The sequence below is a fragment of the Pseudomonas sp. TE3644 genome (assembly GCF_056278815.1).
Window position 1 is genome coordinate 6,729,948 of the sequence record NZ_JBWBQF010000001.1, and the last position, 13,723, is coordinate 6,743,670.

Consider the following 13,723-nt stretch of genomic DNA (forward strand, 5'->3'; position numbering starts at 1 on the left):
TGGGCTGGCCCCTGAGTACACTGCAGATCCACAGTGAGGCGCAGGGCCAGCGCAGCCTGGCGGCAGCGGCTACGAGGCGGGACGGGGATTGCCCGAACTGACATTGTTTCGTGGCTGTGCTCGTTCGATTGCCACCGCCAAACGGCCATTAACCTCCGTGCGCAAGCCATCCTTGCCTACGGGGTATGCCGTGATTGATCGTGAGCTGCTAGAGAATTCCAGGCTGCGGATTCTGTTGATAGAACCCCACGCCTTCCAACTGTTCGACACCCAGACCCTGCTCTACGAGCTGGGCTGTCACTACCTGACCCCGGTGATGAGCCAGGACGAACTGGCCCACGTGCTGCGCACCGCCAAGGACCATTTCGACGTGGCGATCTGCAGCGTGGGGACCTTCGACATGAGTGATCTGGACCTGGCGGAACTGGTGTACGCCGACCGCAAGGTCAGGCACCTGATTCTGCTGTCCGACGGTCAGGTACCGGCGCCGCAGTTGCTGGCCTGCCAGGTGGCGCGCCCGGCGCAGCCGTTGTTGGGTATCGTGCAGAAACCGCTGAAGCCCAACGCCCTGCTGGCGTTGTTCAGGCGCGTGCTGGGGGAGGGCCTGACCGGCGCGGCCCGCTCGATGCAGACCGCCGGCCATTCATGCGCGGCTTGAGTGGCCGGCGTGGCGGCCATCCGGGCCATATAGGGTACGGCCGGCCGCTTCGGTGAGGTAATTGAGGATGCGCTGGTTCTGCTGCTGGCGCACCCGCAACGAATCACCATTGAGCTGATTGAGCCGCTGGGCGCGCGCCGCCAGATCCTGCAAGCGCGTCCAGGCCGGCAGACAGCCCTGGTCACGGGCCAGTTGCATGGCGCCGTTGTGATCGGGCGCATGGCCGAGCGAACGCTGGGCGCGGCGCCGGGTGGTTTCCAGCTGCTCCAGGTTCTCCAGGATCGCCTGCTTGGCGATGCTCAGCTCGGTCAGCCGCTCGCCGCTGATCTTGGGCCCGGCCAACGCCAGGCGCTCTTGATCCAGCAAGGTCAGCAGCCGCTGGGCGGCCACCTGCTGACGTTGCAGGTGACGCGCCAGACCCCTGGCAATCTCATGTCCGGCCGGTGGCCGAGCTTCACTCAGTGGCTTGCCCATTCATTTCCATCACACTTTCAGCCATGCCATCGAAGATCCGCGACGAGCTGACTTGCAGCGTGCCGTCACTGATCGCCTGGCGAATTTCGTTCACCCGATTCATGTCGATATCGGCGGTGGACGTATCCGCCCCTTTCAGGCTTTCGTTTAATTCCAGCGTATTGCTGATCGCCGGGTCCGTGTCACTGGCCTCACTTTTCTGCAGCCGATTGTTGGCCGCCAGGTCGGTATTGGGCAGTGTGTTGCTGAGCGCAGTACTGATTATTTTCACGGTCGAATTTTCATAGTGTCCCTTTTGCCCACTATCGGCATTGGGTGGGTGAACTTGAACGCCTGTATTTCAAATTTGTGGCGCCATCAATCGCGCACCAGCAGTTGGTCAGGCCCGGTCACGATGGCACGCAGCACCTTGCCGCGCTCGGCCGCCACGCGTACCTCGTCGCCCAGGTAGCCGTTGTCCAGCGCCTTGCCCTGGCGACTCAGCACAAAACCTGCGCCGCGAAACTGCATGGCCACCTGATGGTTCTGCTCCACCAGCCAGGTCTTGCGCATCGCGCTGACCAGCAAGGGCGTCGAGGCCCTGAACGCATGGGTGGCGCGCAACCCCACCACCTCTTTTGGCGTCAGCGCGGTATTGGCCGGCAGGCGCTCCAAAGCGCCGGTTTTCATCATCAGCATGTCGGCCTCCACCACCTGGTTGGCGGCGATGTCCTGCTGGCTGACCACATAGGTGCCCATCACCGAGACCTTGGCCTGCACGTAGTGCGTGCCTTGCCCGGCACCGCACTTCACCCCCACCAGCACGCGCCCGTAGCTGCGCTGTTCGGGGTGCGGCAGGAAGGGCCTGGGGTCATCGCAGGCAGCGCCGGTGGCCGCCAGTTCGATCTGCGGGTGATGGCTGTGGGCAGGCAGGGCGGCGATCAACAGTTCGCGTATGCGCGCCTGCTCCAGCGCACCGTCGGCCAGAGCCGGGGCGCTCTGGGACAGGCCCAGCAGCGCGCTCAGGGCAAGGGTGAGGCGTGTGTTCATGCGGCGAATTCGTCGAGGGGTCGTGCAGGTGATTCTAGAGCGCGGCGCCGCAATGCAAGGTTGGAAGTGCTCGATAAATGCACGTCTGTTTCGGCCTTTGGCTTGGCAACCTTGCGACTACTCTGCGCGCCTCACCCCCATTCCGAGTCAGAGGCCGCCAGCATGATCGACAAGCTCGACAACGAGCTCAGCTTTCAGCAGAACGCACTGAGCCTGCGCGCCGAGCGCCAGCAAGTGCTGGCCAACAACATCGCCAACGCCGACACACCGGGCTACCGCGCCCGCGATTTCGACTTCTCCGGCGAGTTGGCCAGTGCGCTGGGCCAGGGTATGCCCAAGGCCAGCGGCATGAGCCTGGCCACCACCAGCGACCGGCATCTGGCGGCCAGCTTCAGCGGCAACTCGTTGCACGAAATGCTCTATCGCGTACCCGACCAGCCCAGCCTGGATGGCAACACAGTGGACATGGACCGCGAGCGCGCCCAGTTCAGCGACAACTCGGTGCGCTACGAGGCCAGCCTCACGTTTCTGAACAGCCGTTTGCAGGCGCTCAAGACCGCCATGCAGTCCGAATAGAGCAGGTACCCATCATGTCGATGTTCAGCATTTTCGATATCGCCGGTTCCGCGCTGAGTGCCCAGTCCCAGCGCATGAACGTGACCGCCAGCAACCTGGCCAACGCCGACAGCGTCAGCGGCCCGGACGGCCAGCCCTACCGTGCCCGCCAGGCCGTGTTCGAGGCTCAGGCCCAGGGCCTGGGCGGCGTGCGCGTCAGCCAGGTGGTGGAAGACCAGTCGGCGTTTCGCAAGGAATACCGCCCCGGCGACCCCATGGCCGATGCCGACGGCTACGTCAGCATGCCCAACGTGGAGCCGGTGGGCGAGATGGTCAACATGATTTCCGCCTCGCGTTCCTACCAGGCCAACGTCGAGGTCATGAGCACTAGCAAGCAATTGATGCTTAAGACCCTGACTCTGGGAGAGTCCTGATCCATGACCAACACCATCAGCAGCTCCGTGCTGTCGAGCATGAACAGCACCACGACCACCAGCACCACGACCACCACGGCCGATGACCTGCAAAGCGAGTTCCTCACCCTGCTGGTGACCGAACTGCAAAACCAGGACCCCTCCGAGCCCATGGACAACACCGAGATGGTCTCGCAGCTGGCACAGATCAACATGATCAGCGGCATCACCGACCTGGGCGACACCCTGGACAGCATCTCCGGGCAGATCGACACCAGCCAGGCGCTGCAAGCCTCGGCCCTGGTGGGCAAGGGCGTGCTGGTGGACGGCGACTCGATCACCGTCGACGGCGGCACCGCCACCACCTACGGCGTCAACCTGGACGGCGACGCCGACACGGTCACCGCCACCATCACCGACAGCAGCGGCAACGTGGTGCGCACTATCGATGTGGGTTCGCTGGACGAAGGCGTGCACTCGCTGAGCTGGGATGGCCTGGCAGACGACGGCACGGCTGTGGCGGACGGCGATTACACCGTCAGCATCACCGCCAGCAACGAAGGCACGGCCGTGGCCGCCACCGCACTCAATTACGCGCTGGTGTCGGGTGTGAGCACCGACGACGACAGCGACGTGGTGCTGGAACTGGGTGCCAACACCGACAGCGCCAGCCTCAGCGATATCCGCCTGCTGCTGTAACGCCGTCACTCCGACCTTTCACAGAAACGTGACCTTCGCGGCGTTTGCGGCTGCCCGGTCTTTATTGGCTTCAAGGAGCGAAACATGGGCTTTTCCCAAGCACTGAGCGGTTTGAGCGCGGCGTCCACCGATCTCAACGTGATCAGCAACAACATCTCCAACTCCGAAACCGTGGGCTTCAAAAGCTCCACCACCGAGTTTGCCGACGTCTATGCCGACGCCGAAGTGGGCTTGGGTACGTCGGTGTCGGGGGTGGTGCAGAACTTCGAATCCGGCAGCCTGACCACCACGGACAATGACCTGGACCTGGCCATCAGCGGCGACGGTTTCTTCGTCTTCAACGACGGCACCACCACTACCTATTCGCGCAACGGCCAACTCACCCTGAGCTCCGACGGCTACCTGGAAAACGCCTCGGGCGCCAAGCTGGTGGGCGTCAACGGCGTGATCCAGATCCCGTCCACCGGCCTTGAGGCCAGTGCTACCACCGAGGTGGACGCCACGCTCAATCTGGACTCCAGCTCCGACGCCATCACCAGCACCTTCGACGCCACTGACGCGACGACTTATTCGTACTCCACCAGCGCCACGGTGTACGACTCGCTGGGCAACAGCCACACCATGACGCTGTACTTCGCCAAGAGCGACGACACCAACACCTGGAACGTGTACACCGCCGTCGACGGCAACACCCTGACCGACGACGACGGCAATGCCCTGAGCCAGGAAGTGGCGTTCGACACCAGCGGCCTGCTGACCAGCGGCGCCACGTCGACCTACACCTATGACCCGGACAACGGCGCGGCAGAGATGAGCATCGAGCTCGACCTGACCGGCACCACGCAGTTCGGCAACGACTTTGAACTGTCCAGCAGCTCCCAGGACGGTTACACCTCGGGCAGCCTGACCGGTTTCACTATCGATTCCACGGGCAACGTGGTGGCCAGCTACTCCAACGACCAGACGCAGATCATCGACCAGATCGTGCTGGCCACCTTCAACAACGAACAGGGCCTCAAGGCCGTGGGCGACAACAGCTGGGTGGCCACCAGCGAATCGGGCGTGGCCCTGCTGGGCACTGCCGGCACCGGCCAGCTGGGCTCCATCGAGAGCGGCGTGACCGAGGACTCCAACGTCGACCTGACCACCGAACTGGTGAACCTGATCATTGCCCAGCGCAACTTCCAGGCCAACTCGCAATCGGTCAAGACCCAGAGCGAAGTCCTCCAGCAAGCGGTCAGCCTCGGGTCGTAATCATGGATCGCATGCTTTTCACCGCCATGAGCGGCGCCAACCAGTCTCTGGACCAGCAAGCCATGGTGGCCAACAACCTGGCCAACGTGGTGACGCCCGGTTTCCGCTCGCAACTGGCGCAGATGCAGGCCGTGCCTGTGCCCGGCGAAGGCCTGCCGACCCGCGTGTCGGTGGCCGCCACCGGCGTGGGCGTGGACTGGAGCCAGGGCCCGGTGACCCGCACCGACCGCAACCTGGACGTGGCCCTGGACGCCAACGGCCTGCTGGCCGTGCAGACCGCCGACGGCAGAGAGGCCTACACCCGCCGCGGCGATCTGCAGGTTGACGGTGCCGGCAACCTGTCGCTGGGCGGCCGCCCGGTGATCGGTGAAGGCGGCCCGCTCAGCGTGCCGCCCGGCAGCGAAGTCAGCATCGGCAGCGACGGCACCCTCAGCGTGCGCGAGCAGGGCGGCGACGCCAAGGGCCTGGCCCAGGTGGGCCGGCTGAAGATGGTCTCGGCGCTGCCGGGCACCCTCGACGCCGGCGCCGACGGCCTGTTCCGTGCCCCGCCAGGCGCGGACGGCACCGTGCAGCCGCTGCCCGCCGACGAAACCATGCGCCTGAGCCCCGGCAACCTGGAGGGCAGCAACCTGAGCCCCACCAGCGCCATGGTCGCGATGATCGACAACTCCCGGCGCTACGAGATGCAGATGAAGGTCATCAGCAGCGCCGACGAAAACGCCAAGAGCGCCAACAGCCTGCTGTCCCTGCAGGGCTGAAGCACCGGTTGAATTGAACGAGGAATGATCGATGATCCGATCACTGTGGACGGCCAAGACCGGCCTGGAAGCCCAGCAGGCGCAAATGGACGTCATCGCCAACAACCTGGCCAACGTCAGCACCAACGGCTTCAAGAAGTCGCGGGCGGTGTTCGAGGACCTGCTGTACCAGAACATGCGCCAGCCCGGCGCGCAAAGCACCAGCCAGACCAAGCTGCCTTCGGGGCTGCAGGTGGGCACCGGCGTGCGTCAGGTGGCCACCGAGCGCCTGCACACCCAGGGCAACCTGACCGAGACCGACAACTCCAAGGACCTGGCCATCAACGGCAACGGCTTCTTTGAAGTGGACATGCCCGACGGCACCACCGCCTACACCCGCGACGGCAGCTTCCAGCTGGACGCCAACGGCCAGATGGTGACGTCCAATGGTTACACCCTGACCGGTGGCATCACCATCCCCAGCACCGCCACGTCGGTGTCGGTGAGCAGCGACGGTATCGTTTCGGTGGTCACCTCCGGCTCCTCGACGTCCACCCAGGTAGGCCAGTTGAACGTGGCGCTGTTCATCAACCCGGCTGGCCTGGAAAGCATCGGCCAGAACCTCTACCTGGAAACCGATGCCTCCGGCGCGCCCACCGAAAGCACGCCTGGCCTGAACGGTGCGGGCACCTTGTCGGCAGGTTACGTGGAAACCTCCAACGTCAACGTCGTGGAGGAAATGGTCAGCATGATCCAGGTCCAGCGCGCCTACGAGATCAACAGCAAGGCGGTGGATGCGTCCAACGAAATGCTGCAGCGCCTGACACAGCTATGAGGTACGGCATGAACCGCAAGCCCGCGCTGTGCCTTGTGCTGCTGTTGCTGGCCGGCTGCGATGTGCTGCCGCGCAAGCCGGTGGTGGCCGACGAAAGCATGGTGGTACCGGCGTTGCCGCCGCGCCAGGCCGATGGATCGATTTTGCAGATCCGTCGTGGCCTGCAGCCGCTGTTCGAGGACCGCCGCCCGCGCATGGTCGGCGATACCCTGACCATCACCCTGAACGAGCAGGTCAGTGCCAGCAAGAACTCGGCGTCCAACGCCGGGCGCAGTGGCTCGGTAGGCCTGAGCATGAAGGCGACTTCGGCGCGTGCCTCCCAGGAAGGCAGCTACGGCCTCGACGCCTCGGTGGACAACGACTTCACCGGCAGCGGCGGCTCCCAGGCCACCAACTCGTTCACCGGCACCATTGCCGTGGCGGTGATGGAAGTGATGCCCAACGGCAACCTGCGTGTGCGCGGCGAGAAACAGATCGCCATCAACCAGGGCACCGAGTTCATCCGTTTCTCCGGCGTGGTCAACCCGCGCACCATCACCGGCGACAACACCGTGGCGTCCACCCAGGTGTCCAACGCGCGCATCGAATACGTCGGCGACGGCTATATCAACGAGGCGCAGCGCATGGGCTGGCTGCATCGCTTCTTCCTCAACATTTCCCCGCTGTGAGGGCCGGTGCCATGGCTGATCTGATTCGCTCTACCCTGGGGCCGGTGCTGGCCGCCTTCCTGTTGCTGGCAGGTGCCGCGGCCCAGGCCGAGCAGATTCGCGACATTGCCGAGTTTTCCGGCGTGCGCTCCAACGGCCTGGTGGGTTATGGGCTGGTGGTGGGGCTGGACGGCACGGGCGACCAGACCACCCAGAGCCCGTTTACCGAGCAGAGCCTGACCAACATGCTGTCGCAGTTGGGCCTGACCCTGCCCAGTGGCGCCAACATGCAGATGCGCAACATTGCTGCGGTGATGCTCACGGCCAACCTGCCGCCCTTTGCGCGGCCGGGCCAGCAGATCGACGTTGTCGTGTCGTCCATCGGCAATGCCCGCAGCCTGCGTGGCGGCACCTTGTTGATGACGCCGCTCAAGGGCGCCGATGGCGATGTCTACGCCATGGCCCAGGGCAATCTGCTGGTGGGCGGCGCGGGTGCGTCGGCCAATGGCAGCAGCGTCACCGTCAACCAGCTGGCCGGTGGGCGTATCCCGCGTGGCGCGGTGGTGGAGCGCGAAGTACCGTCGCGATTGGGCGGAAACGATGGCGTGCTGAACCTGTATTTGAACGAAGCCGATTTCGCCACCACCGAGCGCGTGGTGTTCGCCATCAACTCCGAATTCCGCCGCACCGTGGCTTCGGCCATCAACGGTGGGGTGATCCAGTTGCAGGGGCCACTGTCGGCCAACGAGCGGGTCAATTTCATGGCCCGGGTTCAAGGCATCGCGGTGCTGCCGGTCGAAGCGCGGCCCAAGGTCATCATCGATTCGCGTACCGGCTCGGTGGTGCTCAACGCTGCGGTGAAACTGGGGCGTGCAGCGGTGGCCCACGGCAATCTGTCGGTGATCATCGACACCAATAATCAGGTCAGCCAGCCGGGGGCGTTGAGCCAGGGGCAGACGGCGGGCACGGCCAACAGCAACATTTCCATCCAGGAGCAGGGTGGCCTGCTGCACTTCGTCGAAGGCAGCGCCAACCTGATGGACGTGGTCAAGGGCCTCAACGCCCTGGGCGCTACGCCTCAGGACCTGATGGTGATCCTGCAGGCGCTCAAGGCGGCGGGCTCGCTGCGTGCCGAGCTGGAGATTATCTGATGAGCCTGGCCAGCAGTACCGATGGTTTCGCCCTGGACATGCAGGGCCTGGCCAACCTGCGGCGCACGGCGCAGCAGGACCATGCCGCCGGGGTCAAGGAAGCCAGCAAGCAGTTCGAGGCGATGTTCCTGCAGATGATGCTCAAGAGCATGCGTGCGGCCATCCCCAAGTCCGATCTGGACAAGGACTCGCAGACTGCCCTGTACACCGAGATGCTCGACGAGCAGTGGGCGCAGCACCTGGCGGGCAAGGGCCTGGGGCTGGCCGAACAACTGGACCGGCAATTGGGCGGCACGGGCGGTGCGCGGGTGACGGCGCCGTCGGGCATGGTCGCCAATGTGCAGCAGGCGTTCGCCGCCTGGCAGCGCCGCGCCGTGGGCGATGTCGGCAGCCGGGCGGCCCACGTGCAGGACTTCGTCCAGCGCCTGGCCGGCCCGGCGCAGCAGGCCTCGCGCAGCAGCGGCATCCCGGCCGAACTGATTGTGGCCCAGGCGGCGCTGGAAACCGACTGGGGGCGGCGCAAGATCCCCACCGCCAGCGGCGAGGACAGCCACAACCTGTTCGGCATCAAGGCCGGCGGGCGTTGGCGCGGGGCGACCACCGAGGTCATGACCACCGAGTTCGAGGACGGCGCGATGCGCAAGCAGATACAGAGCTTCCGGGCCTACGCCAGTGATGATGCGGCGCTGGCGGACTACGCCCAGCTGATCGGCAACAACGCCAACTACGCCGGCGTAATCTCGGCCCGCGACCCGCTGCAGGCCGCCCATGCCTTGCAGAAAGGCGGCTACGCCACCGATCCCGACTACGCCAGCAAACTGATCGCCGTCATGGCCACCATCGGCCCCCTGCAAGTCGCGCGCGGGGCGTCGCCTCCCACCCTGTAGCTGTCTTGAAATGGCGTCGTCTGCATCGGGGTAGGAGCCGGCCTTGGCCGCGATGCAGACGACGCAAAACAACGGGGCGTACATCTCCCTGTAGCCGCTGCCGCCAGGCTGCGCTGGCCGGTGTGAACCCTGGTGATTTTCAGTGAGGCACAGGGCCAGCGCCTTGAAATGGTGTCGTCTGCATCGCGACTAAAGTCGGCTCCTACGCCAACCGGGGTAGGAGCCGGCCTTGGCCGCGATGCAGACGACGCAAAACAACGGGGGCGTACATCTCCCTGTAGCCGCTGCCGCCAGGCTGCGCTGGCCGGTGTGAACCCTGGTGATTTTCAGTGAGGCACAGGGCCAGCGCAGCCTTCGGCAGCGGCTACAGGGTGTGGAAAGCGCGCAAAAAAACCGGCTGATTTTTCAAGTTTTCAGGCAATCGGCCGATAACACGTGGCACGTCGTGTAGGAATTATTTATGAGCATCATATCGATCGGTGTCAGCGGTCTGAATGCGGCACAAGTGGCCCTCAGCACCAGCAGCAACAACATCACCAACGTGTATACCGATGGCTACAACCTGGAGACTACCTCGCTTGCCGCGAGCTCCACGGGGGGCGTGGAGGTGACCAGTGTCGATCGTACGTTCGACCAGTTTATCGCGGCCCAGCTCAACGCGTCCACCAGCACCGAAAGCGCGCTCAGCACCTACTCGACGGAAGTGTCCCAAGTCGACGACCTGCTGGCCGACAGCACCTCGGACCTGGACACCCTGATGCAGGACTTCTTCTCGTCCGTGCAAACCATGAGCAGCGACGCCAGCGACTCGGCGGCCCGCGAAGAAGTGATCGGCTCGGCCGAAACCCTGGTGGCCCAGTTCAACTCCCTGGGCAGCTACCTGGATGACATGCAAAGCAGCGTGTCGTCGCAGATCACCGACCAGGTCGACCAGATCAACGACCTGTCCGACCAGATCGCCACGCTCAACCAGCAGATCACCGCCCTGGGCAGCAGCTCGGACGCGGCCAATACTTTGATGGACCAGCGCGATTCGCTGGTCACCTCGCTGAGCGAACTGGTGGACGTCGACCTGACCGTGCAGGACAACGGCAGCTATAGCCTCTCGCTGAGCAACGGCCTGTCACTGGTGTCCGGCTCCAACAGCTTTGAACTGGCGGCTACCACGTCTTCCAGCGACCCGTCGCAGACCACCGTCAGCTACGTCGACGCCGCCGGCAACCAGACCGAGCTGGACGAAGCGACCATCACCGGCGGCTCCCTGGGCGGCCTGTTGAGCTTCCGCAGTGAAACCTTGGACACCGCGCAGAACCAGCTGGGCCAGATGGCCGTGGCCCTGGCCAGCGCTTTCAACAGCCTGCAAACCAGCGGCACCGACCTCAATGGTGACACCGGCACGGCATTCTTCTCGGTGGCCGACCCGGTGGTGTACAGCAACACCGGCAATACCGGCAGCGCCAGTTTGAGCGCCACGTTCTCGGACGACCTGGACAGCCTGACCACCAGCAATTACACCGTCAGCTACTCGGACGATGACGGCTACACCGTCACCGACGCCAGCACCGGTTCGGCAGTGGACGCCACCTACGATGCCGACGCCGGCACCCTCAGCTTCGGCGGCCTGACCGTGACCATCAGCGGCACCGCCAGCGACGGCGACAGCTTCCTGGTCAAACCCCTGGCCAGCGCCGCCAGCACCCTGGACACTGAAATCGACGATCCTTCGCTGATCGCTGCAGGTTCGGGTGGCGGCGACAGCGATAACACCATCGCCCTGCAGATGCTCGACCTGCAGAACCAGGACCTGGTGGGCGGCAGCTCGACCCTGGCCGAAGCCTACGCCTCGCTGGTCAGCGAAGTGGGCAGCACCACCAGTTCCATCAGCACCCGCCTGGACAACCAGACCAGCGTCACCGACCAGTTGACCACGCTGCAGCAGTCCTCGTCGGGCGTGAACCTGGACGAAGAAGCCGCCGACCTGGTGCGCTACCAGGCCTATTACCAGGCCTGCGCGAAGATCGTCGAGGTGGGTTCCACGGTCCTCGACACCATTCTCGGCATGGACGCCTGACAGGGAGGTTAAGCAATGCGTATTTCCACCCAGACCATCTTCAACCAGGGCCTGAGCAACATGCTCACCCAGGAAGCGGCCTACCTTGACGCCAGCAACGAAGTGTCCAGCGGCAAGCGCGTGGTCAATCCGTCCGATGACTCGTCGGCGGCAGCCCAGGCAGTGATCGTGCAGCAGGCTTCGTCGCTCAACGACCAGTACGCCGACGCGCGCACCTCGGTGAACACCTCGCTGTCCACTGAAGAGAACGCCCTGGACAGCGTCAGTGATGCCATCACCAGCGCCAAGACCCTGCTGATCCAGGCGGGCGACGGCACCCTCAGCGACGAGGACCGGGCGTCCATCGCCACCTCGCTGCAGGGCGTGTACGACACCCTGGTGTCGCTGGCCAACACCACCGACAGCAACGGCAATTACATCTTTTCCGGCTACCAGAGTGAGAGCCAGACCTTCGTCGAGAACGAAGACGGCACCCTGACCTACCAGGGCGATGACAACGCGGTGATGCAGCAGATCAGCGCCACCGAGACCATCGCCAGCGGCGACACCGGCCAGAGTGTGTTCCTCAGCGTGGGAAGCGCCGCCGGTTTCGTTGCCCAGGCCAGTGCCGACAACAGCGGCTCGGTGACCTTCGACGGCCCCGACATCACCGACAGCAGCGATGCCAACTATGGTACCGGCTTCACCCTGACCTTCGCCGTGGACGACGATGGCGTGGCCACCTACAGCGTCGACGGCGGCGACGCGGTGGCCTACGAGTCGGGCGACACTCTGGAAATCAACGGCCTGTCGCTGATCCTGGAAGGCGAGCCGGCCGATGGCGACAGCATCAGCGTCAGCACCGCCAGCGACGCCGATCCGAACCTGTTCACCACCTTGCAGAACATCATCACCGCGCTGAACACGCCGGTGGAAGACGACGCCGACCAGGCTGCGCTGAGCAACACCTTGTCCACCAGCAGCCGCGAACTGGACAACGCCCTGGACAACGTACTGACCGTGCGCACCTCGGTGGGCACGCGCATGAACGAGATCGATGTGCTGGACACCGTGGGCGACGATGCCTCGCTGACCTACGCCACCAGCCTGTCGAACCTCACTGACGCGGACTACACCACCTCGGTGTCCAACTACACGGCGTTGCAGGTGGCCCTGCAAGCGGCGCAGCAGACCTTCTCCAGCGTGCAGGGCATGACTCTGTTCGACTACATCTGATGTGGGTCAGGTCGGCACGATCATGTTGCTGACCAGGGCCTGCAGAAACTGCAAGGACTCATCCAGCAGCAGCTGGATGAAGTGCCCCAGGTGGCTGGTCAGCGCCATGATCAGCACCAGCCCGGTGCTCAGGGTGACCGGGAAGCCCACGGCAAACACCGTCAGTTGCGGTGCCGCGCGGTTGAGGATGCCCATGGCCAGGTTGATGATCAGCAGCGCCGCCACCATCGGCAGCGCCAGCAGCAGGCCGGTGAGAAAGATGTGGCTGCCGTAGTTGGCGATCATTTTCCACGACGACGGATCGAAGTGCAGGTTGCCGATCGGCAGGCTCTGGAAGGTGCTGGCCAGCAGGCGCAGCACCAGCAGATGGCCGTCCAGGGCGAGGAACATCAGCAGGGTGGTCATGCTCAGCAACCGTGACAGCACCATGGTGTTGGTGTTGCTTTCCGCCGAATAGAAACTGGCGAAGGCCAGGCCCATCTGCATGCCGCAAATCTCGCCGGTCATTTCCACCGCCGCCAGGGTCACGCGCATCACCATGCCCAGGCTGGCGCCGATCAGCAATTGCTCCACGGCAATGCCCAGGCTTTCCCAGGACACGATGGCCACGTCGGGCATGGCCGGCAGCACCGGCGCCAGCAGCACGCTGAGCAATACCGCCAGGCTGATTTTTACCGTGTTGGGGATGATGGTGTGGCCCATCAGCGGGTCGACCAGCATGAACGCGGCAATGCGGCACAGCGGCCAGAAGAACAGCGCCAGCCAGTGCTGCAATTGCCCTGAATCGATGTCCAGCATGGGCCGTCAGCCCACCAGGTGGGGCAGGCCCACCAGCAGGTCGCGGGTGAAGTCCAGGATCATGTCCATCATCAACGGCCCGGCCAACACCAGCACCGCGCAGATGCCGACGATCTTGGGGATGAACGACAGGGTCGATTCGTTGATTTGCGTGGCGGCCTGGAACAGGCTGATGATCAGGCCCACCGCCAGGGTGGTGAGCAACAGTGGCGCGGCCACGAACAGGCTGACGCGCATGCCCCTGTAGGCCAGGTCCATGACCATTTCCGGTGTCATCGTGGTGGGGCTCCGAAGGTGGGT

17 protein-coding genes are annotated in these 13,723 nt (G+C 64.5%); 12 read left to right on the forward strand and 5 right to left on the reverse strand.

The annotated features are described in order from the left end of the window. Positions 1 to 235 precede the first annotated feature (235 nt). On the forward strand, positions 236 to 658 hold the full coding sequence (locus ACZ9GA_RS29965; protein ID WP_457358628.1) for a hypothetical protein: 423 nt from the start codon (positions 236 to 238) through the stop codon (positions 656 to 658). On the opposite strand, the gene ACZ9GA_RS29970 is transcribed toward ACZ9GA_RS29965, so the two are convergent. From ACZ9GA_RS29970 to flgA, 3 genes are all read right to left on the reverse strand, one after another. Then, on the reverse strand, positions 644 to 1,132 hold the full coding sequence (locus ACZ9GA_RS29970) for a flagella synthesis protein FlgN (protein ID WP_455921633.1): 489 nt from the start codon (positions 1,130 to 1,132) through the stop codon (positions 644 to 646). The two genes, ACZ9GA_RS29965 and ACZ9GA_RS29970, sit on opposite strands and share 15 nt — an antisense overlap. Continuing rightward, on the reverse strand, positions 1,113 to 1,403 hold the full coding sequence (gene flgM / locus ACZ9GA_RS29975) for a flagellar biosynthesis anti-sigma factor FlgM (RefSeq protein ID WP_457358625.1): 291 nt from the start codon (positions 1,401 to 1,403) through the stop codon (positions 1,113 to 1,115). Before flgM ends, ACZ9GA_RS29970 begins: the two co-directional genes overlap by 20 nt. An 86-nt stretch (positions 1,404 to 1,489) precedes the next feature. Beyond that, entirely contained in the window at positions 1,490 to 2,161 is a 672-nt protein-coding gene (gene flgA / locus ACZ9GA_RS29980; protein ID WP_457358624.1) for a flagellar basal body P-ring formation chaperone FlgA, read from the reverse strand. Positions 2,162 to 2,323: 162 nt separating this feature from the next. Between flgA and flgB the strand changes: the two genes are divergently transcribed. The 11 genes from flgB (at position 2,324) to flgL (ending at position 12,625) form a co-directional block, all read left to right on the forward strand. Continuing rightward, a complete protein-coding gene (gene flgB, locus ACZ9GA_RS29985) occupies positions 2,324 to 2,737 on the forward strand; it encodes a flagellar basal body rod protein FlgB (protein ID WP_457358623.1) in 414 nt (137 codons plus the stop codon). Positions 2,738 to 2,751: 14 nt separating this feature from the next. Further along, positions 2,752 to 3,150 (forward strand): flagellar basal body rod protein FlgC, encoded by a 399-nt coding sequence (flgC, locus tag ACZ9GA_RS29990; RefSeq protein WP_455921629.1) that lies wholly within the window; start codon positions 2,752 to 2,754, stop codon positions 3,148 to 3,150. Positions 3,151 to 3,153: 3 nt separating this feature from the next. Next, complete coding sequence (flgD, locus tag ACZ9GA_RS29995) at positions 3,154 to 3,828, forward strand: flagellar hook assembly protein FlgD (protein ID WP_455921628.1); 675 nt, start codon at positions 3,154 to 3,156, stop codon at positions 3,826 to 3,828. An 84-nt stretch (positions 3,829 to 3,912) separates the two neighbouring features. Beyond that, positions 3,913 to 5,082 (forward strand): flagellar hook protein FlgE, encoded by a 1,170-nt coding sequence (gene flgE, locus ACZ9GA_RS30000; RefSeq protein ID WP_457358622.1) that lies wholly within the window; start codon positions 3,913 to 3,915, stop codon positions 5,080 to 5,082. Positions 5,083 to 5,084: 2 nt separating this feature from the next. Next, complete coding sequence (locus ACZ9GA_RS30005; protein WP_457358620.1) at positions 5,085 to 5,840, forward strand: flagellar basal body rod protein FlgF; 756 nt, start codon at positions 5,085 to 5,087, stop codon at positions 5,838 to 5,840. Between the two features lie 31 nt (positions 5,841 to 5,871). Next, positions 5,872 to 6,654 carry a flagellar basal-body rod protein FlgG gene (flgG, locus tag ACZ9GA_RS30010; protein WP_457358619.1) on the forward strand — a complete coding sequence of 261 codons (783 nt, stop codon included), beginning with the start codon at positions 5,872 to 5,874 and terminating at the stop codon, positions 6,652 to 6,654. 8 nt (positions 6,655 to 6,662) lie between these two features. Continuing rightward, the gene (locus ACZ9GA_RS30015; protein WP_457358617.1) at positions 6,663 to 7,322 is read left to right on the forward strand and encodes a flagellar basal body L-ring protein FlgH; all 660 of its coding nucleotides are present in this window, start codon (positions 6,663 to 6,665) and stop codon (positions 7,320 to 7,322) included. An 11-nt stretch (positions 7,323 to 7,333) separates the two neighbouring features. Next, on the forward strand, positions 7,334 to 8,452 hold the full coding sequence (locus ACZ9GA_RS30020; RefSeq protein ID WP_457358616.1) for a flagellar basal body P-ring protein FlgI: 1,119 nt from the start codon (positions 7,334 to 7,336) through the stop codon (positions 8,450 to 8,452). Further along, complete coding sequence (gene flgJ, locus ACZ9GA_RS30025; RefSeq protein ID WP_457358614.1) at positions 8,452 to 9,339, forward strand: flagellar assembly peptidoglycan hydrolase FlgJ; 888 nt, start codon at positions 8,452 to 8,454, stop codon at positions 9,337 to 9,339. Before ACZ9GA_RS30020 ends, flgJ begins: the two co-directional genes overlap by 1 nt. Positions 9,340 to 9,799: 460 nt before the next feature. Beyond that, positions 9,800 to 11,410, forward strand: a complete 1,611-nt coding sequence (gene flgK, locus ACZ9GA_RS30030) for a flagellar hook-associated protein FlgK (RefSeq protein WP_457358612.1) — start codon at positions 9,800 to 9,802, stop codon at positions 11,408 to 11,410. Between the two features lie 15 nt (positions 11,411 to 11,425). Then, positions 11,426 to 12,625 carry a flagellar hook-associated protein FlgL gene (gene flgL / locus ACZ9GA_RS30035; protein ID WP_457358610.1) on the forward strand — a complete coding sequence of 400 codons (1,200 nt, stop codon included), beginning with the start codon at positions 11,426 to 11,428 and terminating at the stop codon, positions 12,623 to 12,625. 6 nt (positions 12,626 to 12,631) lie between these two features. Here flgL and fliR read toward each other — a convergent pair whose 3' ends face one another. Together fliR and fliQ are read right to left on the reverse strand one after the other, a co-directional pair. Further along, positions 12,632 to 13,423 (reverse strand): flagellar biosynthetic protein FliR, encoded by a 792-nt coding sequence (gene fliR / locus ACZ9GA_RS30040; RefSeq protein WP_457358608.1) that lies wholly within the window; start codon positions 13,421 to 13,423, stop codon positions 12,632 to 12,634. Positions 13,424 to 13,429: 6 nt separating this feature from the next. Further along, the gene (gene fliQ / locus ACZ9GA_RS30045; protein WP_457358606.1) at positions 13,430 to 13,699 is read right to left on the reverse strand and encodes a flagellar biosynthesis protein FliQ; all 270 of its coding nucleotides are present in this window, start codon (positions 13,697 to 13,699) and stop codon (positions 13,430 to 13,432) included. Between the last annotated feature and the right edge of the window lie 24 nt (positions 13,700 to 13,723).

Excerpts from the sequence above, each read along its gene's own strand:
- ACZ9GA_RS30020 (WP_457358616.1), top strand. The coding sequence starts at position 7,334 with ATGGCTGATCTGATTCGCTCTACCCTGGGGCCGGTGCTGGCCGCCTTC.
- flgD (WP_455921628.1), top strand. The coding sequence starts at position 3,154 with ATGACCAACACCATCAGCAGCTCCGTGCTGTCGAGCATGAACAGCACC.
- flgB (WP_457358623.1), top strand. The coding sequence starts at position 2,324 with ATGATCGACAAGCTCGACAACGAGCTCAGCTTTCAGCAGAACGCACTG.
- flgK (WP_457358612.1), top strand. The coding sequence starts at position 9,800 with ATGAGCATCATATCGATCGGTGTCAGCGGTCTGAATGCGGCACAAGTG.
- fliR (WP_457358608.1), bottom strand. The coding sequence starts at position 13,423 with ATGCTGGACATCGATTCAGGGCAATTGCAGCACTGGCTGGCGCTGTTC.
- flgG (WP_457358619.1), top strand. The coding sequence starts at position 5,872 with ATGATCCGATCACTGTGGACGGCCAAGACCGGCCTGGAAGCCCAGCAG.
- flgL (WP_457358610.1), top strand. The coding sequence starts at position 11,426 with ATGCGTATTTCCACCCAGACCATCTTCAACCAGGGCCTGAGCAACATG.
- ACZ9GA_RS30005 (WP_457358620.1), top strand. The coding sequence starts at position 5,085 with ATGGATCGCATGCTTTTCACCGCCATGAGCGGCGCCAACCAGTCTCTG.
- flgA (WP_457358624.1), bottom strand. The coding sequence starts at position 2,161 with ATGAACACACGCCTCACCCTTGCCCTGAGCGCGCTGCTGGGCCTGTCC.
- flgE (WP_457358622.1), top strand. The coding sequence starts at position 3,913 with ATGGGCTTTTCCCAAGCACTGAGCGGTTTGAGCGCGGCGTCCACCGAT.
- fliQ (WP_457358606.1), bottom strand. The coding sequence starts at position 13,699 with ATGACACCGGAAATGGTCATGGACCTGGCCTACAGGGGCATGCGCGTC.
- flgC (WP_455921629.1), top strand. The coding sequence starts at position 2,752 with ATGTCGATGTTCAGCATTTTCGATATCGCCGGTTCCGCGCTGAGTGCC.
- ACZ9GA_RS30015 (WP_457358617.1), top strand. The coding sequence starts at position 6,663 with ATGAACCGCAAGCCCGCGCTGTGCCTTGTGCTGCTGTTGCTGGCCGGC.
- flgJ (WP_457358614.1), top strand. The coding sequence starts at position 8,452 with ATGAGCCTGGCCAGCAGTACCGATGGTTTCGCCCTGGACATGCAGGGC.
- ACZ9GA_RS29970 (WP_455921633.1), bottom strand. The coding sequence starts at position 1,132 with ATGGGCAAGCCACTGAGTGAAGCTCGGCCACCGGCCGGACATGAGATT.